Below are 25,406 nucleotides of genomic sequence, written 5' to 3'. Positions count from 1 at the left end.
CGACCGGCTTTTGGTATGTCACGTTTCAGAGGAGGGTCGGCCGTGGCGACGCGCCGACGGGTACGGCGAGGGCGATGCCGTGCTGGTTAGGATCCGAGCATGGCGGACGAGCAGGCGGCCCGGGGAGAAGGCTTCGCGAACCTCGTGCACGACGCCCGGCTGCGCAAAGGCTGGAGCCAGCAGACCCTCGCCGAGCGGTCCGGGCTCCCCGAGGACCTGATCCAGGCCTGGGAAGAGGGCGACCTGCGCGGCTCCGAGCCGACGAGCCGGCTGCGGTCGGTGCTGGTCGCGTTGGACATCGAGCCGGCCGACGCGCTGGTCGCGCTCGGTTACCTCACCACCGACGACCTGCGCGATCGAGCGGCCGGACAGGTGGACGAGCGCATCCGGCTCGACGCCGAGACCCGCGACCTGCTCAACCAGCTCGCCCTCACCAGTCACACCACCCCCGAGCGCTACCTCGCCTCGCTGATCGTCGCCGACTACGACCGGCAGTGGCCCGGCCGGCGGGACTTCCAGCAGATCCCGCTGGAGGCCCGCCTCCAGCGGGTGCGGGAACTCCTCGGACAGACCGAACTCCTCGACGACCCGGACGCCGAACGACGGCTGGACGAGGCGCTGGCGCGGGCACAGGAGGAGGCGCTGCGTATCTACGGCGGCCCCGACCAGGCAGCCGCGTGAAGCAACTTCACGTCTTCGACAGTTCCGCACTCATCGGATTCCTCAACAACCGGGACCCACTGGTACGCCTCTACCGCCGCGCCGAACACGGCCGGATCCTGCTGGGCTTCCCCACCACCGTCATCCACGACGCCAACGCGGTGCTGCCGATCGGCTGGGATTCCTGGTACGCCCTGCTCAACCTGCCCGACGTGATCTGCCTGCCGCTGACCGAACACGTGGCGGTGGCCATCTCCGGCGGTGTCGGTGAACTCGCCGTACGCCATGCGGTGTTCGAGGCGAAGGGCGCGACCGGTCTGGTGGTCACCTGCCGCCCCGACCAGTACGAAGGCCGTGGGGTTCCGGTGGTGGCACTCTGAGTCCACCTGCCGCCCACCGAGCACCTCCGGCAACTGTGGCACCCGGAATTGGGCCGCGCCCGCGCGATGTCAAACGTGGACTACTCTCACCTGCGTGATCTACGCGAACCGGTACTGATCAGGAGATCAGTACCGCTCGGTGTCGCTATTGGCTCGCAGGTTCGAGAGGAACCCGCCCACTGATGCGCCTTACCGTCCTCACCTCCGTTGTCGGTATCTGCCTCATCGCCTTCGTCGTCGAGTTGCTCCGACGGCGTCAACTACGAGAAAAGTACGCGGCCCTGCTGATCACCGTGGCGGTGATCGCACTGCCGCTGGCATTCTTTCCCCGCCTGCCCGACCGCCTGGCCGACCTGCTCGGGGTGGTCAACGGGGTGAGCCTGGTGCTGTTCGGCGGGGTCGTCTTCCTCCTGCTGGTCACCATCCACCTGAGTTGGGAACTCAGCCGGTTGGAAGAGGAAACCCGGGTGCTCGCCGAAGAGGTGTCGCTGCTGCGCGGCGAACTCGACAGGGAAAAGAGCCTTTCGTGATGCTGGGCAAGAAGGTTCTCATCATCATTCCGGCCTGGAATGAGGAAAAGTCGATCGCGGACGTCGTACACGAGGTCCAGCGGGAACTGCCGACGGTCGACGTACTCGTGGTCGACGACGGTTCGATGGACAGCACCGCCGAGCAGGGCCGCCGGGCCGGAGCCCACGTGCTGCGGCTGCCGTACAACCTCGGTGTCGGCGGGGCGATGCGGCTCGGCTACCGGTACGCCGAGGACCACGGTTACGACATCGCCATCCAGATCGACGCGGACGGGCAGCACGACCCGCGCTTCGTACCCCAGCTCGTGGACGCGCTGGACCACGCCGACCTGGTGATCGGTGCCCGTTTCGCCGGCACCGGCGACTACACCGTACGGGGCCCCCGCCGGTACGCGATGCGCCTGCTGGCGATCGTGTTGAGCCGGATCACCGGCACCCGGTTGAGCGACACCACCTCCGGCTTCCGGGCGGCCAACCGCCGGGTGATCGAGATGTTCGCGCACGCCTACCCGGTGGAGTACCTCGGCGACACCATCGAGACGGTGGTGCACACCGCCCGCTCGAAGTTCCGGGTGTTGCAGGTCCCCGTCGCCATGCGCCCCCGAGTCGCCGGTACGCCCAGCCAGTCCCCGCTGAAGGCCACGTTGTACCTGACCCGCGCGGTCGCCGTACTGGGGCTGGCACTGATCCGCCGCTACCCGCTGCCGCAGGAGCAGGTGAAGCAGGTCTGATTGCGGTGCCCGCTATCCGCGTCGCACGGCGGACAGAAGGACCACGAACTGGAGGGGTGCCCGCAGACGGCGGGCGCCCCTCGCACCATTTGGACGGTGAAGTGATTTGCCCGACTGGAATTGGGCATGGAAATAGAGCAGCCCCGGTCCGGCGTTTCCGCTGGTCGGGGCTGCTCTGATAGCCCGGCGAAAGGCTATGTGGCCAGGGGCGGGGTCGAACCGCCGACCTTCCGATTTTCAGTCGGACGCTCGTACCAACTGAGCTACCTGGCCTGGGTATTGCTCGGCTCATATTACCTGTCCGGCGGGGTGGCCGCAGCACGGGTGACATGCTCCGAAACGCAGAACGCCGCGCGTTGTTACGCGCGGCGAGCGGCGCTGGCGGTCCTGACGGGACTTGAACCCGCGACCTCCGCCTTGACAGGGCGGCGAGCACTCCAACTGCTCCACAGGACCTAGCTCGTACATTCTTGCATCTAGCTCTTACGGTCTTGCACCGGCCGGCTGGCCGGGTGGTGCACGTGCCCCCAACGGGATTCGAACCCGTGCTACCGCCTTGAAAGGGCGGCGTCCTGGGCCACTAGACGATGAGGGCGGCCCCGCCATCATTGCACAAGACAACTCAAGCAGTTGCACCCATCCGGCCCCGCCGGAGGCTTGGAAAGCATACGTGATCGCGGGCGGCTGGATCAAACCGGTACTGGGCGGGGGCAGAATGCCCCCAAAACCTACTTCAGCCGTACGATCCCGTACTTCTGTTTCAAAGTGGTTAGCAGGGTCGGGCAGGCGGTGAGCGTGCCGCTGCGGTCCCCACCCCCGTCGTGCAGCAGGATGATCGACCCCGGGCGGGACTGGGCGATCACCCGTGTGCTGATCGCGGCGGCACCGGGCTTGTCCCAGTCCTTCGGGTCGACGTCCCAGTGCAACGGGGTCATGCCCAGTTCCCGGCTCACCCGCGCCACCGCCGGGGTCCACTCGCCGCCCGGCTGCCGGTAGTAGCCGATCTTGGCGCCCGGCACCGCCCGCCGGATCTCCCGGTTGGTCCGGAGCAGGTCCGAGCGGATCTCCCCCTCCGACTTCTTGCCCAGCTTGAGGTCGTGCTGCCAGCTGTGGTTGCACAGGTTGTGGCCCTCGCGCACGATCCGGGCGACCAGCTGCGGATACTTGCGGGCCTTCGAGCCGATCAGGCAGAAGGTCGCCTTGACCCTGGCCGCCCGGAGCTGGTCGAGCACCTTGGGGGTCCAGTCCGGGGAGGGGCCGTCGTCGAAGGTCAACGCCACTCCTTTGACCCCGGTCAGCCGCCTGGTGTCGTACGGGCCGACGGTGGCGCGCGGGGCGGGTGGGCGGCTCGGCGACGGCTGGACGGTCGGGGCCGGCGGGACGGCCGACGGGCTGGCCGGCGCGGCGGGTGAGGGTTGCGGTGCGCTGGTGGCCGGGGTGAACGGCGCGAAACTCGGTGCAGCCGCCAGGCCGTGTTGATCGTTGGCACAGGCGCCGGTGAGCAGCGCCACCAGGACCAGCCCGGCCGCGAGCGCGGCGGGTCGGATCATCGTCGACTCCCGAGGGGTATCGGGCGAGGGAGCATCGGGGCAGTCGCTCACGCTAGCCCACCCGGGGATCGACCGCGGCCCCGACGGGGCCTCGATTTTTGTCGATTGATCCGAGCGGTACCGCTCAGCCGGTGAGCGACCGGTCGGCCGACGCGCCCAGCGTCACGGTGAGCGACAGCGCCTCGGTCAGGCTGGCCGGTAGCGGCACTCCGGCGGGCAGCGACTCGGCCCGCCAGCCGGGCCCAGCGGCAATCAGCAGGACCGGCCGGTGCGGGCTCGCCAGCACCGCCCGCAGCGGGGTCGGATCCGCGGTGGAACGGGCATGCGACCAGAGCACCACCGCGGCCGGTCCGGTCCGGGCGACCGCGTCGGCCAGCGCCGCCGCCGGCACCCGGGCGCCGAGTTGGCGGGTCGCCACACCGGCCTCGGCCAGTGCGGCGGCGAGCGCCTCCAACGGCAGGGTGTGCTGTTCCTCGTCGGTAGAGGCGAGGAGGATCCGCGGCGGTCCGCTGTGCGCCGCGGTTCGGGTGACCACCGCCAGCGCCTCGGACGCACAGCGCGAAACCAGGTGTTCCACCGCGATCAGGCCGGCTGTGGCGGCGTGCCGTTCACCGAGCCCGGCAAGCACCGGCCGCAGCAGCCCGTTCCAGGCGGCCACCACCCCGTCGACGGCGATCATCCGCTCGATGGTTCCGTACACGCCGGCCGCGTCGAGCCGCATCGCCGCCCGGGCCAGTCCGCGTGCGGCTGGACCGGCCGCAGGGACCGGGATGGTTCGCCCGCCGCCGTCGCGCGGCCGGATCATCGTCCGGCGCGTCGGCCGGGCACGGTCCCGATCGGGTACGTCGACAGCCGGGTGCGAACCCCGCCCCGGTTCCCCATGGTCCGCCGGATCAGGTGTCCGTTGCGCCCACCGGGCGGCCTCGGCCGGCACCACCCCCTCGGCGGTGAGCCGGCGCATGATTTCCAGTCGGGCCAGGTCCTGGGCGGTGTAGCGCCGGTGCTGGCCGGGAACGTGCCGGCTCGGCCCGAGGCCGTACCGCTGGTGCCAGGTGCGCAGGGTGGTGACCGCCACGCCGAGCCGGCGCGCGACCGCCCCCGCGCTCAGTCCGTCATCGCCCACCCGGCGGCTCCGCCGCGTTGTCCACCAGCCCGGCAGCGGCGCTGGCCGGGACACCGGCTGTGCCGGTGGGACCGGCGGTCGCCGGTACGGACAGCAGGTAGCGGTCGATCACGCCGACCAGCCAGGGCGCGTACCCGTCCGGGTTGGCGTCGATGTCGGCGCGCAGCTCCTCGGGGTCGACCCAGCGCAGGTCGGCCACCTCCGCCGGATCGGGCAGCAGCGACTGGTCCGGCGCGAAGTCCGCGCGCAGTACGTGGTCGTACTCGAATTCGACCCGTCCGGTGACCGGGTCTTCGGCGAAGTAGAGGTGCACACCGACCTCGGTCAGCCCGACCGGTCCGACGCCCAGTTCCTCCACCAGCCGCCGGTTGGCCGCCGTACGCAGGGACTGGCCCGGTTCCGGGTGCCCGCAGCACGAGTTGGCCCAGCGCAGCGGGAAGCGGGTCTTGACGGCGGCCCGTTGTTGCAGCAGCACCCGTCCGGCCGGGTCGACCAGCAGCACCGAGAAGGCCCGGTGCAGCTGCCCCGGTGGCTGGTGCGCCGCCGCGACGGTGGTCTCGCCCAGCACGGAGCCGCCGTCGTCGACCAGCTCGACCAGGTGTTCTTCCCGCGCCGTGGTCATCGACCACCGCCGGTGACCCTGGCCGCGGCCAGCTTCCCGGAGATCAGCACCATCGGAACACCCACTCCCGGCTGTGTACCCGAACCAACGAACACCACATTGGAGAGTGTGCGGTGCAGATTCGTGGGACGGAATGGTCCGGTCTGGAAAAGACTGTGCGCGGCGGCGAACGGGGTGCCCGCGGCCATCCCGGCGTCGGCCCAGTCGGCGGGCGTGACGACCTCGGAGACCTCGACCCCGTCGGCGAACCCGACGTAGCCCCGGCTCTCCAGGGTGGCGGTGAGCTCGGCGGCGTACCGCCGGGGCAGGTCGCTGCGCCAGTCCAGCGGTGCCGATTCGAGGTTGGGTACGGGGGCGAGCACGTAGTACGAGTGGCGTCCGGCCGGTGCGACCGACGGGTCGGTCCGGCTCGGGTTGGTGACCAGCAGGGACGGGTCCGACATCAACTGACCCCGCTTGATCACCTCCTGGAAGGTGCCCCGCCAGGAACGCCCGAAGTGGATGTTGTGGTGGGCGATCCCCGAGTACGCCTGACTCGAACCGACGTGCAGCACCACGCAGGAGGGGGAGTAGCGCAACCGGCGCTGCCGGGCCGGTGGCAGCAGGTCGCGGTAGGCGATCGGCAGGTCCGGGTTGAGGACCACCACGTCGGCCGGGATCCGTTCGCCGTCGGCGGTGGTGACCGCGGTGGCCCGGCCGGCCGAGGTTTCCACCCGGGTCACGGTGGTGTCGTACCGGATCTGGACGCCGTGCTTCTCGGCGGCGCCGGCCAGCGCCCGGGAGACGGCGTGGATGCCGCCGCGCGGGAAGTAGACCCCGGCCACCGAGTCGAGGTACGAGATGACGGTGTAGATGGCGAGCGCGTCGTGCGGGGCGAGGCCGGCGTACATCGCCTGGAAGGAGAAGATCCGCTGGGTCCGGGGGTCGCGGAAGAACTGGTTGACCTTGGTCTGGAGTCGGCGGAAGGCGCCGGCCGCGACCAGCTTGACCAGGTTGCCGGTGAGCAGGTCGGTCGGCGAGTCGAGGTTGCGTTCGATGAAGTCGGTACGCTCCAGCTGCCACAGGTTGCGCGCGTAGTCGACGAAGCGCAGGTAACCGTCGGCCTCCCGGGGACCGCAGACGCGGGAGATCTCGGCCGCCATCGCGGCCGGTTCGGTGTGCACGTCGAGGGTGGAGCCGTCGGGGTAGTGCGCGCGGTACGCCGGGTCCAGCGGGATCAGGTCGAGCCAGTCGGTCAGCTCCTCGCCGACCGCGTCCAGCGCCTCGGCGATCAGGTCGGGCATGGTGAGCACGGTCGGGCCGGTGTCGAACTCGTACCCGTCGAGGCTGAGCCGGCCGGCCCGGCCGCCCGGCACCGGTTCGCGTTCCAGCACGGTGACCTGCCGGCCGCTGCCGGCCAGGTGCAGGGCGCAGGCGAGTCCACCGAGTCCCGCCCCGACCACCACCACCCGATCGGTCCGTCCACTCACGGTCCGCACGCGACCACCTCCTTGCTGCGATCCCTCATCATGCCCGCCGATGAGTCGTTACCACAGCAAGACGGGTAAGTGCGGGGGCGATTGTGGTGCGGCCCGGGTCCTTGGCCGTCGCTGGAGCGTACCTTAGGGTTACGAGTTGCGTCGATTGGTGCGTCGATTGCTGGGCGAAGGACGCCGGCTGGTCGGCGAAGGACTCGGAGGACGGGACGGTGGACCAGAAACGGGGCACGGTGGAACGGGAGTCGGGTGCGGTGGTGGACCAGGGACCGACGGCGATCGACCGGCAGCGCACGATGCCACCGGTGCCCGCCACAGCGGCCCGACAGCCGGCGGCCACCGATCTCGCCGCGGCCTACGCTCGCTGCCGTGAGCTGCACAAACAGCATGGTCGCACCTACTATCTCGCGACCCGGCTGCTGCCGGCGTGGAAGCGACGGCACGTGCACGCGCTCTACGGCTTCACCCGGTACGCCGACGAGATCGTCGACCGCACCGACGACCTGCCACCCGCCGTCCGGGCCGCCCAGCTCACCGACTGGTCCGACCGGTTCGTCGCCGGGCTACGTGGTGCCCCGGTCGACGACCCGCTGCTGCCCGCGGTGCTGCACACCATCGCCGCGTTCAACCTCGACCCGGACGACTTCGCGTCGTTCCTGCGCAGCATGGCGATGGACCTCACGGTCACCTCGTACGCCGGTTACGACGACCTGCTCGACTACATGGAGGGGTCGGCTGCGGTGATCGGCACCATGATGCTGCCCATCCTCGGTTCGTCCGACCCGGTCGCCGCCCGCGAGCCGGCCCGCCAACTCGGCCTGGCGTTCCAGCTGACCAACTTCATCCGGGACGTCGCCGAGGACCTGGACCGCGGCCGTACCTACCTGCCGGACGAGGACCTGGCCAGGTTCGGGGTCAGCCGGGACGACCTGGTCGAGGCCGCCGCCCGGCGTCGGGCGAGCACTCCGATCCGGGAGCTGATCGCGTACGAGGTGGCGCGTGCCCAGGCGCACTATGCCGCCGCCGCACCGGGGATCGTGCTGCTCAACCCCGCCTCGCAGGCCTGCATGCGGACCGCGTACCTGCTCTACGGTGGGATCCTGGACGAGGTGGCCGCCGCCGGTTACGACGTTTTCGTCCGGCGTGCCGCCGTACCGAACCGGCGCCGGGCAGCGGTGGCCCTGCGCGCCCTGCTGACCCGCCCCGGCACCCCGGTGCCGCTACCCGGTCCGGCCGCCTAACCGTCGAGGCAGGTGTGCAGTACGTCGACCAGCCACTCCACCCGGTCGAAGCCGGACAGGTGCCGGGTGGCGTACGCGAACGTGTAGTCCCGTACCGGGTCGGCCCAGGCCACGCTGCCGCCGATCCCGCCCATGCCCCAGCTCCCGTCGTCTTCGAGCTGCATGCCGAGCGTCCACTGTGTCGGACGCTCCAGCAGCAGGTCGTCGCCGACGTACTGGGCCCGGGTCAGCTCGGTCACCAGTTCGGCACCGAACAGCCGTACGCCGTCCAGCTCGCCCCCGGCGAGCAGCCCGGCGTAGAGCCGGGCCAGACCGGCGGCGGTGGCGTGCAGGTTCACCGCGGGCACCTCGGCCGACCGCCAGAGCGGCCCGTTGAGTACGGCGAGGTCCAGGCAGCTGGCCGGGTTGCCGAGCGCGCGGGCGCGCAGTGAGCCGGGGGTGCCCAGGATCGTGACCGGCCAGTCCGGGTCGCCGTAGCCCAGGTCGGCGCAGCGGGCCTGGTCGGCCGGGGCGAGCCCGAAGTGCAGGTCCAGCCGCCACGGCCCGGCGATCTCGTCGGCCAGGAAACGGCCGATCGAGCGGCCGTCGACCCGGCGGACCAGTTCACCGACGAGGTGCCCGTAGGTCAGCGCGTGTTCGGCCGCGACGGTGCCCGGCGCCCAGACCGGTTCGGCGTCGGCCAGGTCACCGGCGAGCAGGTCCCAGTCGCCGAGTGCCTGTTCCGGCCGGGGCACCGGGAACACCGGCAGCCCGGCGGTGTGGCTCAGCACGTGCCGTACGGTCGCCCCGGTGGCGCGGAAGCCCGGCCAGTGCCGGACCACCGGGTCGTCCAGCCCGATCCGGCCCCGCTCGACCAGCAGCAGCAGGCAGAGCGCGGCGACCGGTTTGCCCACCGAGTAGACGTTGACCAGGGTGTCCGGGGTCCAGGGCCGGGAACGGGCGGTGTCCCGCCAGCCGCCGACCAGGTCGAGCACCGGTCGGCCGCGGTGCCAGACGGCGAGCGACGCACCGGTCTCGGCCGCACCTTCGAGCCGCCCGCTCCCGGCCGGGTCACCGGTTCCGCCGACCTTCCGATTTTCAGTCGGACGCTCGTCGCTCAGCAGCGCCGCGAAGGCATCGCGTACGGCGACGAAGCGCCGGTCCCAGTCGCCGTCCACCCGATCTTCACGTACCCGGTCCTCGTTCACCCGACCACGGTAGGCCCGTTCCCCGGTCCGCCGACACACGATATGTGAGCGGTAGCCGGGTCCGGGTCTGCCCGGTGCGAGATGCTGACGGGGTGACGGAGCCGGAGCAGTTCGACGTGATCGTGATGGGACTCGGTGTCGGCGGCGAGGAGGCCGCGGGTCGGCTGGCCGAGGCCGGTCTTTCCGTACTCGGGATCGAGCGCCGGCTCGTCGGGGGCGAGTGCCCGTACTGGGGCTGCATTCCGAGCAAGATGATGATCAGGGCGGGGAACGCGCTGGCCGAGGCGAACCGGGTCGGTGTGCTGGGCGGCCGGGCGGAGGTCGTGGCGGACTGGGCGCCGGTGGCGGCCCGGATCAGGGACGAGGCGACCGCGGACTGGACCGACAAACGGGCCGCCGACCGGTTCGTCGGCAAGGGCGGGAGGCTGGTCCGCGGGTCGGCCGAGTTGGTCGGGCCGGGTCTGGTCGAGGTCGACGGGACCCGCTACCGGGCCCGCCGGGGCATCGTCATCGGCACCGGTACGACCCCGGTGATCCCGCCGGTCGAGGGGCTGGCGGCAACGCCGTACTGGACGAATCACGAGGCGATCGAGGCGGCCGAACTGCCCCGGTCGATAGCGGTCCTCGGCGGCGGGGCGATCGGTCTGGAGTTGGCGCAGGTCTTCGCCCGGTTCGGCGTACGGGTGCACGTGGTCGAGCGGTCCGACCGGCTGCTGGCGATGGAGGAGCCGGAGTCGTCGGAGCTGGCGACCGCCGCGTTGCGGGCCGACGGGGTGGAGATCCACACCGGCATGCGGACCGAACGGGTCGACCATGGCGCGGACGGCTTCACCCTGCTCCTGACCGGCGACGGCACCGTACGCGCGGACCGGCTGCTGGTCGCCAGCGGCCGGCGGGCCCGGCTGGACGAGCTGGGTCTGCCGAGCGTGGGGCTGGATCCGGGGCAGCGCTATCTCGACACCGACGACCGGATGCGGGTTGCCGAGGGCATCTGGGCGGTCGGTGACGTGACCGGTCATGGCGCATTCACGCACATGGCGATGTACCAGGCGGGAATCGTGATCCAGGACATCCTGAGCGGTGGCGGCTCGGCCGTGGAAGTGGGCGATCGGGCGGTGCCACGGGCGGACTATCGGGCACTGCCTCGGGTGACGTTCACTGATCCGGAAATCGGTGCGGTGGGGCTGACCGAGCGACAGGCCCGTGACGCTGGGCTGCGCATCCGGGTGGGGCAGACCCGGCTGCCGGATTCCTCGCGGGGCTGGATCCACAAGGTCGGCAACGAGGGATTCATCAAGTTGATCGCGGATGCCGATCGGGGCATCCTGATCGGCGCCACCTCGGCCGGTCCGTCTGGTGGCGAGGTGCTGGGTGCGCTGGCCGTGGCCGTGCACGCGGCGGTTCCGGTGGCCCAACTGCGGCAGATGATTTGGGCCTACCCGACTTTCCATCGGGCGATCGGGGACGCCCTGAACAATCTGAAGTAGCCGCACGGCAGCCGAAGCGGCTGCGCGGGCAGATTCCAGTTAATTTCTTGCAAGAAATTGCCGTACCATTGCGGCCGTGACTAAACGCCTCACCGAAGTAGCAAAGAAGGCCGGCGTCAGCGAGGCCACGGTGAGCCGGGTGCTCAACGGTCGCGATGGCGTCTCCGAGGCCACTCGGACCGCGGTGCTCACGGCTTTGGACGTGCTCGGCTACGAACGGCCGACGAAACTGCGGGGTGAACGGGCCCGGCTGGTCGGCCTGGTCCTGCCCGAATTGCAGAACCCGATCTTCCCGGCGCTCGCCGAGGTGGTCACCGGTTCGCTCGCCCAGCGCGGCTTCACCCCGGCGCTCTGTGCCCGCACCATCGGTGGCGTCTCGGAGATGGACTACGTCGAGATGCTGCTGGACCACCAGGTCTCCGGGGTGATCTTCGCGGGTGGCTCGTACGCGCTGGCCGACGCCCGGCACGACCACTACCGTCGGTTGACCGACCGGGGTCTGCCGGTGGTCCTGGTCAACGCGGGCGTGGACGAGTTGGAGTTCCCCCGGGTCTCCACCGACGACGCGGTGGCGGTGGAGCAGGCGTACGGCCACCTGCGCTCGCTCGGCCACGAGCGGATCGGCATGGTGCTCGGCCCGGAGGACCACGTACCGTCCCGGCGCAAGCTCGCCGCGATGGCCCAGGTTTCCGGTTGGGCCGACGGCGACGAGTGCGTGGAGCGGTCCAGCTTCTCCATGGAGGGTGCCAGGGTCGCCGCGACCAAGCTGGTCGAGCGGGGGGTGACCGGCATCATCTGCGCCAGCGACGTGTTGGCCCTGGGCACCATCCGGGCGGCCCGCCGGCTGGGTCGTTCGGTGCCGGCCGACATCTCCGTGGTCGGGTTCGACGACTCCGCGTTCATGACCTGCACCGACCCGCCGCTGACCACGGTCCGGCAGCCGATCGAGACGATGGGGCAGGCGGCCGTGGACCTGCTGGTCACCATGATCGAGGGGGTCGGTGTGCTGCACGACGAGCTGCTCTTCGAGCCCGAGTTGGTGGTACGCGGCTCGACCGCGCCCGTACCCACCCGCTGACCCTGCGCTCCCGGTTCGTCGACCGGCGGCGCCGCTGATCTACCTCTCCGCACCGACAACTCTCTGACCAGCCTCGACGCGAACCACCAGGGCGGACCGGCCACCGGTCCGCCCTTTCGTGTGCGGTGCGGAGGGTGGGCGAGCGGGACCGCCGCCCACCTGGGGCAAACAGTCGTAGTCTTTCGAATTTCCGTCTAGTTCTTGCGGGGAGCGATTCGACTTTGTATCGTCATCGCCACGAAACATTGCATGCAAGAGAGCTAGATCACAATCCCGCGTGCCCACCCAGGGAAGGGTGTTCTCCATGGACGGATCCAGGCTGCGGAAGGCTGCGGCGTTCACGCTCGTAGCCGGCCTGGGGCTCAGCCTTACGGCGTGCTCCACGAAGAGTGACGACGCATCGAGCGATGCGAGCGGCAAGGTCACCATCACCGTCGACTGCCAGCCGGTCGGCGCTCAGAAAGAGCTGTTGCAGAACTGGAACGACGACGTCGCGGAGTTCCAGAAGCAGAACCCCGACATCGTGGTCAAGAGCGTGAGCGTCGGCGAGCAGTGCAACAACCCGCCGGACTTCACCGCCCGCCTGGCCGGTGGCACCGTGACCGACCTGTTCTACGGCTACATGACCGACCTGCAGCAGGTGCTCGACTCGGGTCAGGCGAAGGACATCACCGACCTCGTCGGCAAGGACTCGATCCCGACCTGGGACAGCGTCGACCCGGCGCTCAAGGAGGTCTTCACCGACGGCGGCAAGCTCTACGCCGTACCGGTGAAGAACTACTCGATGGGCCTGGTCTACAACAAGGTCCTGTTCCAGCAGGCCGGGCTCGACCCGAACAGCCCGCCGAAGACGTGGGGCGAGGTCCGGGCCGCGGCCAAGAAGATCTCGGCCCTCGGCAACGGCATCGCCGGCTACTCGGAGTACAGCGCGGGCAACACCGGCGGCTGGCACTTCACCTCCCTGCTCTACTCCCAGGGCGGCCAGGTGCTCAGCGCGGACGGCAAGAAGGCCGCGTTCAACGACGCCGCCGGCAAGCAGGTCCTGCAGAACCTCAAGGACATGCGGTACGGCGACAACAGCATGGGCGACCGTCAGCTGCTCCAGTGGGGCGACCTGTTGACCAACGCCGGTGCCGGCAAGGTCGGCATGTTCATCGGTGCGCCGGACGCCACCCAGGCGATCGTCAGCCAGTTCCAGGGCAAGTTCCAGGACTGGGCGATGGCCCCGCTGCCCGGCCAGGACGGTGCGGCCAAGGGCACGCTCGGTGGTGGCGAGGGTTACTTCTTCAAGAAGGATCTCACCCCCGAGCAGGTCAAGGCCGGTCTGAAGTGGATCGCGTACCAGAAGTTGACGCCGGGCAAGGGCCAGTTCGACTACGCCCGGGCGAAGCCGCAGAACTACCCGGTGGGCCTGCCCCAGCCGCTGCTGTTCGCCAACGGCAGCGACGCCCAGAAGCAGGAGCTCGAGCTGCGCAAGGCGAACGCGAACGTCGACACCGCCAACTTCGCGATCTTCGAGGCGACGCCGGTGCCGATCAAGGGTGAGCCGCGCAACGCACAGGCGATCTACGCGGTGCTCGATGGTGCGATGTCCGGGGTGCTGACCAGCCCGAACTCGAACATCGACGCGCTGCTCAAGACGGCCGAAGAGAAGGTCAACCAGCTTCTCGCCGCCGAGAGCTGATCCGAGGGTGTGGGGGTCGGTACGCCGGCCCCCACACCATCCAGCCGCACCATCGGTGTCACCGACTCACGCAGGAGTTGCCTTGGCGATCACCACCGTCCCGGAGGCCACCAGGAAACCGGGACGCCCGACCTCGCCGTACACGGCACGGCCGAAGCGTACGAGCCTCGGCCGCAAGGTACGGGACAACCTCACCGGTCACGCGTTCCTCATCGGGGCGGTGCTCTGCTTCGTCGTCTTCTCCTGGTACCCGATGATCCGCGGCGTGGTGATGAGCTTCCAGCGCACCCGGCGCGGGGAAACCTCCTGGGTGGGCTGGGACAACTACGTCCGCATCGTCGCCGACCCCAGCTTCTGGACCGCCTGGCAGAACACCTTCTACTTCACGGTCCTCGCGCTGGTCCTCGGGTACGCGCTGCCGTTCTTCGTGGCGATCCTGCTCAACGAGTTCCGCCACGCCAAGGGCTACCTGCGGATCCTGGTCTACCTGCCGGTGATGCTGCCGCCGGCCTCGGCGCTGTTCCTGTTCAAGTTCTACGCGTACGACCCCAGCGAGGCGGGGCTGTTCAACGCGATCCTCAAGGCACTGCACCTGCCCACGTCGCAGTGGATGCAGTCGCCCGAGATGACGATACCGGCGATGGTGATCGCGTCCACCTGGATGAACATGGGCAGCGCGGTGCTGATCTACCTGGCATCGCTGCAGAACGTACCCGGCGAACTCTACGAGGCGGCCGAACTCGACGGCGCCGGGCTCTGGCGACGGATCGTCAACGTGACCATCCCGCAGACCCGGCTGATCCTCGCCCTGCTGGCCATGCTCCAGATCGTCGCCACCATGCAGCTCTTCATCGAGCCGCTGATCCTCGCCAACGGCGCGGGCGCGGAGGACTCCGCGACCTCGGTCGCGTACCTCATCTACCAGCACGGGTTCTTCCAGAACGACCTCAACGGCGCCGCTGCGCTCGGCGTGATCATGCTCGTGGTGCTGGCCGGCTTCTCCGCCGTCTACGTGCGACTGACTGCGAAACAGGACTAGGACGGCGACCCATGGCACAGGACTCCGGGACCCGGACACTCATCTCCCATGCCCAGCTCAGTCGGGGCCGCGGCAAGGTCATCTACTGGACGCTGCTCACCGTCGTCGTGGTGGGGTTCACGCTCGCCTTCCTCGGGCCGCTCTACTGGATGGTCACCGGCGCGCTCAAGTCCGGCCAGGAGATCGCACAGACCCCGCCGACGTTCTTCCCACAGGATCCGCAGTGGCAGAACTACGCCGACGCGTGGAACAACCTCGACCTCGGCAAGCTGCTGTTCAACACGTTCTACTACGCGGCCGGCGCGGTGCTGCTCCAACTCGTCTTCGACACCGCAGCGGCGTACGCGCTGTCCAAGCTCCGACCGATCTTCGGCAACGTGATCCTCGGCGCGATGCTGGCCACGCTGATGATCCCGGCGATGGTCCTCATCGTCCCGCAGTACGTGACCGTGATCGACCTGCCGATCCTGCACATCAACCTGCTCGACTCGCCGTTCGCGATCTGGCTGCCCCTGGTCGCGAACGCGTTCAACATCTTCCTGCTGAAGCGGTTCTTCGACTCGATCCCGGAGGACCTGATAGCGGCGGCGCTGATGGACGGGGCGACGCCGCTGCGTACGCTCTGGTCGATCATCCTGCCGATGTCGCGTCCCATCCTCGGCGTGGTCTCGATCTTCGCGGTGACGGCGGTCTGGAAGGACTTCCTCTGGCCCAAGCTGGTCATGCCGTCACCCGAGACCCGTACGGTCAGCGTCGGCATCTACGCCTTCGCCGGTGGTACGCCGATGAACGTGGTGATCGCCGCCTCGGTCATCGCCGCGATCCCGACCGTCATCATCTTCCTGGTCTTCCAGCGGAACATCATGTCCGGTCTGACCACGGGCAGCCTCAAGGGATAGGCCTCGCGTTACCTCCCGCGGCGGACAACGACCGTTCGCCCGAACACATCCAGGTCTGGCGAACCCGCCGACGTACTGACGCAGAAAGCAGGTGCTCGTGTCCACAGCAGACAACAGTCCGTGGTGGCGTGGAGCGGTGATCTACCAGGTGTATCCACGTAGTTTCGCCGACGGCAACGGCGACGGCATCGGCGACATCGCCGGCATCCGGTCCCGGCTGAATCACCTGTCCGCGCTCGGCGTCGACGCGATCTGGTTCAGCCCCTGGTACCCGTCGCCGATGGCCGACGCCGGCTACGACGTGGCCGACTACCGGGACATCGACCCGATCTTCGGCACCCTGCCCGAGGCCGAGGCGCTGATCGCGGAGGCCCACGCGCTGGGCATCCGGACCATCGTCGACGTGGTGCCCAACCACTGCTCCGACCAGCACCCGTGGTTCCAGGCGGCGCTGGCCGGCGGACCCGGCGCACCCGAGCGGGACCTGTTCTGGTTCCGCCCCGGGCGGGGTCCGAACGGCGACCAGCGGCCCACCGACTGGGTCGGCGAGTTCGGCGGCGAGACCTGGACCCGTACCACCAACCCGGACGGCACCCCCGGTGACTGGTACCTGCACCTGTTCACCGCCGAGCAGCCCGACTTCAACTGGGAACACCCGCTGGTACGGGCCGAGTTCGAGGACATCCTGCGGTTCTGGTTCGACCGGGGCGTGGACGGCATCCGGATCGACTCCGCCGGGCTGCTGGTCAAGGACGGCACGCTGCCGGAGACCCTGCCGGACCGGCCGCACCCGTTCCGCGACCTCGACGGGGTGCACGACGTCTACCGGGCCTGGCGGCGGATCGCCGACGAGTACCCCGGTGACCGGGCGCTGATCGGCGAGGTGTGGATGCCGGACCGGCAGCGGTTCGCCAACTACCTGCGCCCGGACGAGCTGCACGCCGCGTTCAACTTCGACTTCCTCGGCTGCGCCTGGGACGCCTCGGCGCTGCGCGAGAGCATCGACGGCACGCTGCACGCGCACGCACCGGTCGGCGCCCCGGCGACCTGGGTGCTCTCCAACCACGACGTCACCCGGCACGTCACCCGGTACGGACGCGAGGACACCACGTTCAGCTTCGCCAAGAAGCGCGAGGGGATCTTCACCGACCTGGAGCTGGGCACCGTACGGGCCCGCGCGGCGGCTCTGCTCTCGCTCGCCCTGCCCGGCGCCACGTACGTCTACCAGGGCGAGGAACTCGGGCTCTGGGAGGTCGACGTCCCGCCGGCAGAGCGTACGGACCCGATGTGGCCGCGTTCCGGCTACATCGACCCGGGTCGGGACGGCTGCCGGGTGCCGTTGCCGTGGTCCGGTGACGCGCCCCCGTTCGGCTTCAGCCCGGAGGGCGCGACCACCGCGCCGTGGCTGTCGCAGCCGGCGGACTGGAAGGGCCGTACCGCCCAGGCGCAGACCGGGGACCCGTCGTCGATGCTGGCGCTCTACCAGGCGGCGATCCGGATCCGGCGGGCCGAGAGCGGTCTCGGTGACGGCCCGATGAGCTGGATCGAGGCACCGGACGACGTGCTCGCGTTCAGCCGCGGCGACGAGTTCGCCTGCGTGGTGAACCTGTCCGGCGTACCGGTGCCGCTGCCGGCGCACGAGCTCCGACTGCTCGCCAGTGGGCCGCTCGACGGAGACCTGCTTCCCCCGGACACGGCCGTCTGGCTGCGGACCGGAACGGTCTAGACATGACCCGCGTACCCGCCTTCGAACGCAGCACCGGGACAGCGGTGTGCGGTTCCCACCGGCGGTCGTCGGCGGCGTACGCGGGTCAGTGGGTCGCCGGGTACGTCCAACTCGGCCCCGGGCCCACCCGGGCCGAGTGCGACGGCGCGGTGGTGTCCGCCGGGGGTGGGGACGCCGACCCCACCGTCGGCGGACACGCCGTACCCCCGAATTTTTCGGCGGCGGTACGAAACGTCACCGTCGCCACCACCACCGGGCCGTTCCACCGGCCGGTAACCGAACGGGAGGTCTACGCGCCCTGAACCATTGCTGATTGCGGCTCCACGCGGCTCCACGCACGGGGGAATTGGTTTTCCTGACGAAAGGGATCCAATGGCCATCCATACCGCCGGCGCGCCCACGCCCGGCACCGCCACCGCACCACGCAACAACCGCGCCCGGGTCGGGCTGGCCGTCATCGCCAGCACCGCGATGGCCGCGGCCTCGATCAGTGTTCTCACCCTCACGTCGGCAGCGCCCGCCCAGGCCGCCGGCCTATCCCCGTTCGACATCGTCGGTCGCGGTGCCACCGTGCCCTTCGTCGAGCAGGAGGCGGAGAACGTCGCCCACAACGGTTCGAAGATCGGCCCGACCCGCTACTACGGTCAGCTCCCGTCCGAGGCCTCCGGCCGCGAAGCGGTGACCCTGGACGCGGTCGGCGAGTACGTCGAGTTCACCCTGACCAAGCCGGCCGACGCGGTCACCTTCCGGTACAGCATCCCGGACAGCCCGTCCGGGACCGGCCGGGACGCCAGCATCGACCTGCGGATCAACGGCAACGTGGTCAAGGCCGTACCGGTGACCTCGAAGTACGGCTGGTACTACGGGGGTTACCCGTTCAACAACAACCCCGGCGACACCAACCCGCACCACTTCTACGACGAGGCCCGTACCCTGTTCGGGTCGACCTACCCGGCCGGCACCAAGGTCCGGTTGCAGGTCAGCTCCACCGCCCAGTCACCGACCTTCACCATCGACCTGGCCGACTTCGAGCTGGTCGGCGGCCCGATCGCGAAACCGGCGAACGTCATCGACGTGGTGACCGACTTCGGTGCCGACCCGACCGGTGCGACCGACTCCACCGCCGACTTCCAGGCGGCGGTCGACGCGGGCGCGGCACAGGGCCGGGCGGTCTGGATCCCGCAGGGCAACTTCACCCTCTGGGACCACGTGGTGGTCGACCGGGTGACGCTGCGCGGCGCCGGCCCGTGGTACTCGGTGCTCGGCGGTCGGCATCCCACCCAGCGCAACCGGGCGGCCGGCATCTACGGCAAGTACGTCCCCGGCGGCGGTTACACCGGAGGGGTACGCCCGCACGAGGCGAACGGTCCCAGCCGGAACGTGACCGTACGGGACTTCGCCATCATCGGCGACATCCAGGAGCGGATCGACGACGACCAGGTGAACGCGTTCGGTGGGGCGATGACCGACTCGGTCATCGACAACATCTGGATGCAGCACACCAAGGTCGGCGCCTGGATGGACGGCCCGATGGACAACTTCACCATCCGTAACAGCCGGATCCTGGACCAGACCGCGGACGGGGTGAACTTCCACACCGGGGTCACCAACTCCACGGTGACCAACACGTTCGTCCGCAACACCGGTGACGACGCGCTGGCGATGTGGGCGCAGAACGTACCGAACGTCAACAACTCGTTCACCCACAACACCATCGGCGTCACGCTGCTGGCGAACCACCTGGTCAGCTACGGCGGTCGGGACATCAAGATCACCGACAACGTGACCGCCGACTCGCTCACCAACGGCGGCGGCATCCACGTGGCCAACCGCTATCCCGGCGTACAGGGGGCGACCTCGGTCCTCGGCACCTGGACGATCGCCCGCAACACCCTGATCCGCAACGGCAACTCGGACTACAACTGGAACTTCGGCGTCGGCGCGATCTGGTTCTCCGCGCTGAACCAGGGGTTCCAGAACCCCACCATCAACATCACCGACACCGACATCCTGGACAGCTCGTACGCCGCGCTGCACTGGATCGAGGGTCAGACCAACGGCATCTTCCTCAACAACGTCAACATCGTCGGCGCCGGAACGTACGCGCTCCAGGTGCAGGCGGCCAGTCAGGTCTCCTTCACCAACGTACGGGCCAGCGGCATCGCCCAGCCCAAGCCGATGCACAACTGCGTCGGCAGCGGTTTCCAGATCACCCAGGGTCCGGGCAACTCGGGTTGGTACACCGCCACCCCGGACTGCGGCCCGTGGCCGGCACCGATCTGGAACAACGGGCCGACCAGCCCGCCGCCGACCGGCACGCCGCCGCCGACCACTCCGCCCACCACTCCTCCGACCACGCCGCCGACGACCCCTCCGACCACGCCGCCGACCAACGGCAACCTGGCCCAGGGCAAGGTCATCACGGCGACCAGCACCTCGCAGGGGTACGTGGCGCAGAACGCGAACGACGGGAACGCCGCCAGCTACTGGGAGAGCGCGAACGGTGCCTTCCCGCAGTCGCTGACGGTCGACCTCGGCGCGGTGGTGAACACCAACCGGGTGGTGGTGAAGTTGCCACCGGGCTGGGAGACCCGTACCCAGACGTTCGCGGTGCAGGGTTCGACGGACGGGAGCTTCCCGCCGATCGTCCCGGCGGCCGGTTACACCTTCAACCCGGCCTCGGGTAACTCGGTGTCGGTCGTGCTGCCCTCGGCGAACCGCCGCTACCTGCGGTTGGTCTTCACCGGGAACACCGGCTGGCCGGCCGGGCAGGTTTCCGAGTTCGAGGTGTACGGCAGCGGCAGCACGCCGCCGCCCACCACCCCGCCGGTGACCACGCCTCCGCCGACGACGCCCCCGCCCACCACACCGCCGCCCACCACTCCTCCGGCGAACGTCAACCTGGCCGTCGGTCGGCCCACGACGGTGACCAGCGTGGCGGACGTCTACGGCGGTGGCAACGCGGTGGACGGCAATCCGAACACCTACTGGGAGAGCGCCAACAACGCGTTCCCGCAGTCGATCACGGTGGATCTGGGGTCGGCCCGGTCGGTGTCGAGGGTGGTGCTGAAGCTGCCGCCCGCGGCCGCTTGGCAGACCCGTACGCAGACGCTGTCGGTGCTCGGTTCGACCACCGGTCAGGTGCCGTACACGACGCTCAAGGCGTCGGCGGGTTACACCTTCAACCCCGCCTCGGGTAACACCGTCACGGTCACCTTCGCGGCGACCACCCAGCGGTACCTGCGCCTGACCTTCACCGGCAACACCGGCTGGCCCGCCGGTCAGCTCTCCGAGTACGAGGTCTACGCCGTCTAGGCGTACGGCAGGTCCCCTCCCGCCACCGCGGTGGCGGGAGGGGACCGATCACACCCATCGGCTCGGAGAGTGCCGTCGGTGTACCCGGCGCAGGAAGGTGCTGTCTCGTATGTACAGGTTCAGCAGTAATCGGGGACGGGCAACGTCGGCCCGCCCCGCCGCCCCCTGTGGGCTTATGCACCACCACCCCCATCTGACGTTCCAGCCCGAAGTTGGAGGAACGCAATGAGAACCAACCCCGTCCCCTGGCGCCCGCTGGCGGCGATCCTCGCGACCGGTATGGTCGCGGCGCTCGCCCCGGCGATCCCCGCCTCCGCCGCACCCGCCAACCAGGCGAGCGCGACCAACCTCGCCGCCGGCAAGGCCGCCGCGGCGACCAGCGCCAGCACCGGTCACGCCGCCGCCAACATCAAAGACGGTGACCAGGCCAGCTACTGGCAGGGCAGCGGTGCCTTCCCGCAGGCTGCCGCGGTCGACCTCGGCAGCAGCACCAGCATCGACCGGGTCACCCTGAAACTGCCCAAGGGCTGGGCGAAGCGGACCCAGACCCTGGCCATCCAGGGCAGCCCCGACGGTACGTCGTACAGCACGATCGTCGGCTCGGCCAGCTACACCTTCAGCCCCACCTCGGACAACCTGGTGACGGTCAAGTTCCCGGCCACCAACGCCCGGTACGTGCGGGCCGACATCTCCGCGAACAGCGCCGCTTCCGCCGGCCAGCTCGCCGAGCTGGAGGTCCACCCGGCGGCGGTGTCGAACGTCAACCTCGCCGCCGCGGCAGCGGTGGTGTCGCTGAGCGCCAGCAGCTTCGCCGACGTCTACGGGGCCGGCAACGCCGGTGACGGCAACGCCAACACCTACTGGGAGAGCGCGAACAACGCGTTCCCGCAGTGGATCCAGGCCGACCTCGGTTCCGCCGTGGCGGTGAACCGGGTGGTGCTGAAGCTGCCGCCGGCCTCCGCCTGGGCGACCCGTACGCAGACGCTGAGCGTGCAGGGCAGCAGCACCACCAGCAACGGCCCGTTCTCCACCATCGTCGCGTCGGCCGGTTACACCTTCAACCCGGCCACCGGCAACACCGTGACGATCAACTTCAACCAGACCACCGCCCGGTACGTCCGGTTGAACATCACCGGCAACACCGGTTGGCCGGCCGGTCAGCTCTCGGAGTTCGAGGTCTACGGTCCGACCGAGGGTGACACCCAGGCACCGTCGGCGCCGGGGAGCCTGGCGTACACCCAGCCGGGGTCGGGGCAGATCCGGTTGACCTGGAACGCGTCCACCGACAACGTCGGCGTGACCGGGTACGACATCTACGCCAACGGCACGCTGCGCACCAGCGTCGCCGGCAACGTGTTGACGTACACGGACAGCCAGCCGGCGACCGCGACGGTCGCGTACTACGTACGGGCGAAGGACGCGGCGGGCAACCAGTCAGCCAACAGCAACACGGTCACCCGTACCGGCACGCCGGGTGGGGACACGCAGGCGCCGACCGTACCGGGCACGCTGTCGTTCACCGAGCCGGGTTCCGGTCAGATCCGCCTGGCCTGGGGCGCGTCCTCGGACAACGTGGCCGTGACCGGGTACGACATCTACGCCAACGGTTCGGTGCGGGCGAGCGTGGCCGGCAACGTGTTGACGTACACGGACAGCCAGCCGGCGACCGCGACGGTTTCGTACTACGTGCGGGCCAAGGACGCGGCGGGCAACGTCTCCGGCAACAGCAACACGGTCACCCGTACCGGCACCAACCCCGGCGGGTCGAACCTGGCCGTCGGCAAGCCGGTCACCGCGTCGGGCTCGATCTTCACCTTCGTGCCCACCAACGCGAACGACAACAACACCGCCACCTACTGGGAGGGGAACAACTACCCGAGCGTGCTGACCGTGGCGCTGGGGGCCAACGCGAGCGTCAGCTCGGTGGTGGTGAAGCTCAACCCGGACAGCTCGTGGGGTCCCCGTACGCAGACCATCCAGGTGCTCGGGCGTGAGCAGAGCAGCAGCACGTTCACCAGCCTGGCGGCGGCGCAGTCCTACAGCTTCAACCCGGCCACCGGCAACACGGTGACCATCCCGGTCAGCGCCACGGTCGCCGACGTCCGGCTCCAGATCACCACGAACTCGGGTGCTCCGGCAGGCCAGGTGGCGGAGTTCCAGATCATCGGCGTACCCGCGCCGAACCCGGACCTGACCATCACCGGCATGTCGTTCACCCCGGCCTCGCCGGTGGAGACCGACGCGGTCACCCTGTCGGCGACCGTCCGCAACGGCGGGACCGCGGCTTCGGCGGCCACCAACGTCAACTTCTACCTGGGTACGACGTTGGCCGGCACCGCCTCGGTCGGCGCGCTGGCGGCGGGTGCCACCAGCACGGTCACCGCGAACGTCGGTCCGCGCGACGCGGGTACGTACCCGCTGAGCGCCAAGGTCGACGAGGCCAACACGGTGATCGAGCAGAACGACGCGAACAACAGCTACACCAACCCGTCGTCGCTGGTCGTGGCGCAGGTGGCCAGTTCCGACCTGGTGGCCAACGTGAGCTGGTCGCCGAGCAACCCGGCGGCCGGTAGCACGGTCACCTTCACGGTGGCGATCAAGAACCAGGGCACGATCGCCTCCGCCGGTGGCGCCCACGGCATCACGCTCACCGTGGTCAACCCGGCCAACGGTGCCGTGGTCCGTACGCTGACCGGCTCGTACACCGGCACGATCGCGGCCGGTGCCACCACCGCCCCGGTCAACCTGGGCACCTGGACCGCCGTCAACGGCAGGTACGACGTCCGGGTGGTGCTGGCCGACGACGCGAACGAGTTGCCGGTCAAGCGCGCCAACAACACCAGCGTCACCGGGTTCTTCTCCGGTCGTGGGGCGAACCTGCCGTACGAGATGTACGAGGCCGAGGACGGTGTGGTCGGCGGCGGCGCCCAGGTCGTCGGGCCGAACCGGATCATCGGCGACCTGGCCGGTGAGGCGTCCGGACGTCGGGCGGTCACCCTGAACTCGACCGGCAACTTCGTCGAGTTCACCACCAAGGCGAGCACGAACACGCTGGTCACCCGTTTCTCCATCCCGGACGCGCCGGGCGGTGGCGGGATCAACTCGACGATCAACGTCTACGTCAACAACGTGTTCCACAAGGCGATCCCGCTGACCTCGAAGTACATCTGGCTCTACGGGGCCGAGGCCAGCCCGGGTAACTCCCCGAGCGCGGGCAGCCCGCGGCACATCTACGACGAGGCGAACATCTTCCTGGACGCCACCATCCCGGCGGGCAGCAAGATCAAGCTCCAGAAGGACGCCGCGAACACCACCACGTACGCGATCGACTTCATCAACACGGAGCTGGTCACCGCGGTAGGCAACCCGGACCCGGCGCGGTACGCCGTACCGGCCGGCTTCACCCACCAGGACGTGCAGAACGCACTGGACCGGGCGCGGCAGGACGCCAACCTGATCGGTGTCTACCTGCCGGCGGGTACCTACCCGACGCAGTCGAAGTTCCAGGTGTACGGCAAGGCGCTCCAGGTTGTCGGGGCGGGTCCCTGGTACACCCGGTTCGCCGCGCCCACGGGTCAGGAGAACACCGATGTCGGCTTCCGGGCCGAGGCGTCGGCGAACGGCTCGACCTTCGCCGGTTTCTCGTACTTCGGTAACTACACCAGCCGCAACGACGGTCCGGGCAAGGTCTTCGACCTGTCCCGTACGTCGAATATGACGTTCGACAACATCTGGGTGGAGCACCAGATGTGCATGTTCTGGGGTCTCGGGGTCACCAACACCACGATCAAGAACTCGAGGATCCGGAACACGTACGCCGACGGCCTGAACATGACCAACAGCAGCAACAACAACCTGATCAGCAACGTCGAGGGTCGGACCAACGGTGACGACGCGTTCGCGCTCTTCTCCGCGATCGACGGCGGTGGTGGGGCGAACACCGGCAACGTGTTCGAGAACCTGACGGCCACGTTGACCTGGCGTGCCGCCGGTCTGGCGGTGTACGGCGGGCAGAACAACGTGTTCCGCAACCTGTACATCGCGGACATGTTGACCTACTCCGGTATCACCGTCAGCTCGCTGGACTTCGGCTACCCGTTCATCGGATTCGGTCCCGGGTTCACGACGATCGAGAACGCCTCGATCGTCCGGGCCGGTGGTCATTTCTGGGGGTCGCAGACATTCCCAGCGATCTGGATGTTCGCGGCGTCGAAGGAGTTCCGCGCCATCCGAATCAACAACGTGGACATCGTGGATCCGACGTACCACGGCATCATGTTCCAGTCGAACTACAGCGGTGGCCAGGCGACCCAGGCCGTCACGGACACCGTCTTCACCAACATCTCGATCAGCGGTGCGCAGAAGAGCGGTGACGCGTTCGACGCCAAGTCCGGCTTCGGCATCTGGGCGAACGAGTTGCCCGAGCCCGGCCAGGGTCCGGCGGTCGGCTCGGCCACCTTCAACAACCTGCGGTTCAGCAACAACTTCCAGAACATCCGGAACACCACGTCGACCTTCACCATCACCGTCAACCCGTGATCGGGGGACGGCAGGTGTAGCGAGGCGGTAACCAGGTGCCGCCGGGAGGCCAGTCCTCCCGGCGGCACCGTCACGTCCGCCCGTCGGGTCGCGCTCCGGATCGGGGGCCGATGGTCACGTTCGGTAACCGGTCGTAGGAT

At 69.3% G+C, this 25,406-nt stretch carries 19 protein-coding genes and 3 tRNA genes; 14 read left to right on the top strand and 8 right to left on the bottom strand.

Features of this window, described 5'->3' with window-relative positions; translation table 11 throughout:
- The first annotated feature begins 99 nt into the window (after positions 1-99).
- The 4 genes from AB0J90_RS16990 to AB0J90_RS16975 all read left to right on the top strand — a co-directional run bounded on the left by AB0J90_RS16990 (position 100) and on the right by AB0J90_RS16975 (position 2,301).
- Entirely contained in the window at positions 100-681 is a 582-nt protein-coding gene (locus AB0J90_RS16990; RefSeq protein WP_363596733.1) for a hypothetical protein, read from the top strand.
- A complete protein-coding gene (locus AB0J90_RS16985) occupies positions 678-1,040 on the top strand; it encodes a hypothetical protein (protein WP_363596731.1) in 363 nt (120 codons plus the stop codon). Before AB0J90_RS16990 ends, AB0J90_RS16985 begins: the two co-directional genes overlap by 4 nt.
- Before the next feature lie 182 nt (positions 1,041-1,222).
- Complete coding sequence (locus AB0J90_RS16980; RefSeq protein ID WP_363596729.1) at positions 1,223-1,570, top strand: DUF2304 domain-containing protein; 348 nt, start codon at positions 1,223-1,225, stop codon at positions 1,568-1,570.
- Complete coding sequence (locus AB0J90_RS16975; protein WP_363596727.1) at positions 1,570-2,301, top strand: glycosyltransferase family 2 protein; 732 nt, start codon at positions 1,570-1,572, stop codon at positions 2,299-2,301. Before AB0J90_RS16980 ends, AB0J90_RS16975 begins: the two co-directional genes overlap by 1 nt.
- A gap of 199 nt (positions 2,302-2,500) precedes the next feature.
- Here AB0J90_RS16975 and AB0J90_RS16970 read toward each other — a convergent pair.
- From AB0J90_RS16970 to crtI, 7 genes are all read right to left on the bottom strand, one after another.
- Positions 2,501-2,574: transfer RNA gene (locus AB0J90_RS16970), tRNA-Phe, on the bottom strand.
- Positions 2,575-2,680: 106 nt separating this feature from the next.
- Positions 2,681-2,757 (bottom strand) — tRNA-Asp (locus AB0J90_RS16965).
- A gap of 66 nt (positions 2,758-2,823) precedes the next feature.
- A tRNA-Glu gene (locus AB0J90_RS16960) sits at positions 2,824-2,896 on the bottom strand.
- 133 nt (positions 2,897-3,029) lie between these two features.
- Complete coding sequence (locus tag AB0J90_RS16955; protein WP_363596725.1) at positions 3,030-3,851, bottom strand: polysaccharide deacetylase family protein; 822 nt, start codon at positions 3,849-3,851, stop codon at positions 3,030-3,032.
- 124 nt (positions 3,852-3,975) lie between these two features.
- Positions 3,976-4,974, bottom strand: a complete 999-nt coding sequence (locus tag AB0J90_RS16950; RefSeq protein WP_363596723.1) for a MerR family transcriptional regulator — start codon at positions 4,972-4,974, stop codon at positions 3,976-3,978.
- A complete protein-coding gene (gene idi / locus AB0J90_RS16945; RefSeq protein WP_363596721.1) occupies positions 4,964-5,596 on the bottom strand; it encodes an isopentenyl-diphosphate Delta-isomerase in 633 nt (210 codons plus the stop codon). Before idi ends, AB0J90_RS16950 begins: the two co-directional genes overlap by 11 nt.
- Complete coding sequence (crtI, locus tag AB0J90_RS16940; protein WP_363596719.1) at positions 5,593-7,074, bottom strand: phytoene desaturase family protein; 1,482 nt, start codon at positions 7,072-7,074, stop codon at positions 5,593-5,595. The genes idi and crtI overlap by 4 nt, the downstream gene beginning before the upstream one ends.
- 293 nt (positions 7,075-7,367) lie before the next feature.
- On the opposite strand from crtI, the gene AB0J90_RS16935 reads away from it, so the two are divergent.
- Positions 7,368-8,312, top strand: a complete 945-nt coding sequence (locus tag AB0J90_RS16935; protein WP_363596849.1) for a phytoene/squalene synthase family protein — start codon at positions 7,368-7,370, stop codon at positions 8,310-8,312.
- Here the strand turns inward: AB0J90_RS16935 and AB0J90_RS16930 are convergent.
- Positions 8,309-9,499, bottom strand: a complete 1,191-nt coding sequence (locus AB0J90_RS16930) for a serine hydrolase domain-containing protein (protein ID WP_363596717.1) — start codon at positions 9,497-9,499, stop codon at positions 8,309-8,311. The two genes, AB0J90_RS16935 and AB0J90_RS16930, sit on opposite strands and share 4 nt — an antisense overlap.
- A 92-nt stretch (positions 9,500-9,591) precedes the next feature.
- On the opposite strand from AB0J90_RS16930, the gene AB0J90_RS16925 reads away from it, so the two are divergent.
- The 9 genes from AB0J90_RS16925 to AB0J90_RS16885 all read left to right on the top strand — a co-directional run bounded on the left by AB0J90_RS16925 (position 9,592) and on the right by AB0J90_RS16885 (position 25,266).
- On the top strand, positions 9,592-10,986 hold the full coding sequence (locus tag AB0J90_RS16925) for an NAD(P)/FAD-dependent oxidoreductase (RefSeq protein WP_363596715.1): 1,395 nt from the start codon (positions 9,592-9,594) through the stop codon (positions 10,984-10,986).
- Between the two features lie 76 nt (positions 10,987-11,062).
- Positions 11,063-12,064 carry a LacI family DNA-binding transcriptional regulator gene (locus tag AB0J90_RS16920; protein WP_363596713.1) on the top strand — a complete coding sequence of 334 codons (1,002 nt, stop codon included), beginning with the start codon at positions 11,063-11,065 and terminating at the stop codon, positions 12,062-12,064.
- Between the two features lie 304 nt (positions 12,065-12,368).
- Entirely contained in the window at positions 12,369-13,748 is a 1,380-nt protein-coding gene (locus AB0J90_RS16915; RefSeq protein ID WP_363596711.1) for an extracellular solute-binding protein, read from the top strand.
- Between the two features lie 82 nt (positions 13,749-13,830).
- The gene (locus tag AB0J90_RS16910) at positions 13,831-14,787 is read left to right on the top strand and encodes a sugar ABC transporter permease (RefSeq protein WP_326562120.1); all 957 of its coding nucleotides are present in this window, start codon (positions 13,831-13,833) and stop codon (positions 14,785-14,787) included.
- A gap of 11 nt (positions 14,788-14,798) precedes the next feature.
- The gene (locus AB0J90_RS16905) at positions 14,799-15,686 is read left to right on the top strand and encodes a carbohydrate ABC transporter permease (protein WP_363596709.1); all 888 of its coding nucleotides are present in this window, start codon (positions 14,799-14,801) and stop codon (positions 15,684-15,686) included.
- A 97-nt stretch (positions 15,687-15,783) separates the two neighbouring features.
- Entirely contained in the window at positions 15,784-17,412 is a 1,629-nt protein-coding gene (locus AB0J90_RS16900; RefSeq protein ID WP_363596707.1) for a glycoside hydrolase family 13 protein, read from the top strand.
- Positions 17,413-17,414: 2 nt separating this feature from the next.
- On the top strand, positions 17,415-17,714 hold the full coding sequence (locus AB0J90_RS16895; RefSeq protein ID WP_363596705.1) for a hypothetical protein: 300 nt from the start codon (positions 17,415-17,417) through the stop codon (positions 17,712-17,714).
- 169 nt (positions 17,715-17,883) lie between these two features.
- Positions 17,884-20,727 (top strand): discoidin domain-containing protein, encoded by a 2,844-nt coding sequence (locus AB0J90_RS16890; RefSeq protein ID WP_363596847.1) that lies wholly within the window; start codon positions 17,884-17,886, stop codon positions 20,725-20,727.
- Between the two features lie 225 nt (positions 20,728-20,952).
- A complete protein-coding gene (locus AB0J90_RS16885) occupies positions 20,953-25,266 on the top strand; it encodes a discoidin domain-containing protein (RefSeq protein WP_363596703.1) in 4,314 nt (1,437 codons plus the stop codon).
- Positions 25,267-25,406 lie beyond the last annotated feature (140 nt).

Origin of the sequence: Micromonospora sp. NPDC049523 (assembly GCF_040676775.1) — a bacterium.
Lineage (GTDB): Bacteria > Actinomycetota > Actinomycetes > Mycobacteriales > Micromonosporaceae > Micromonospora_G.
Note: the sequence above shows the minus strand (reverse complement) of the source record. Positions and strands in the feature narration are given on the sequence as shown.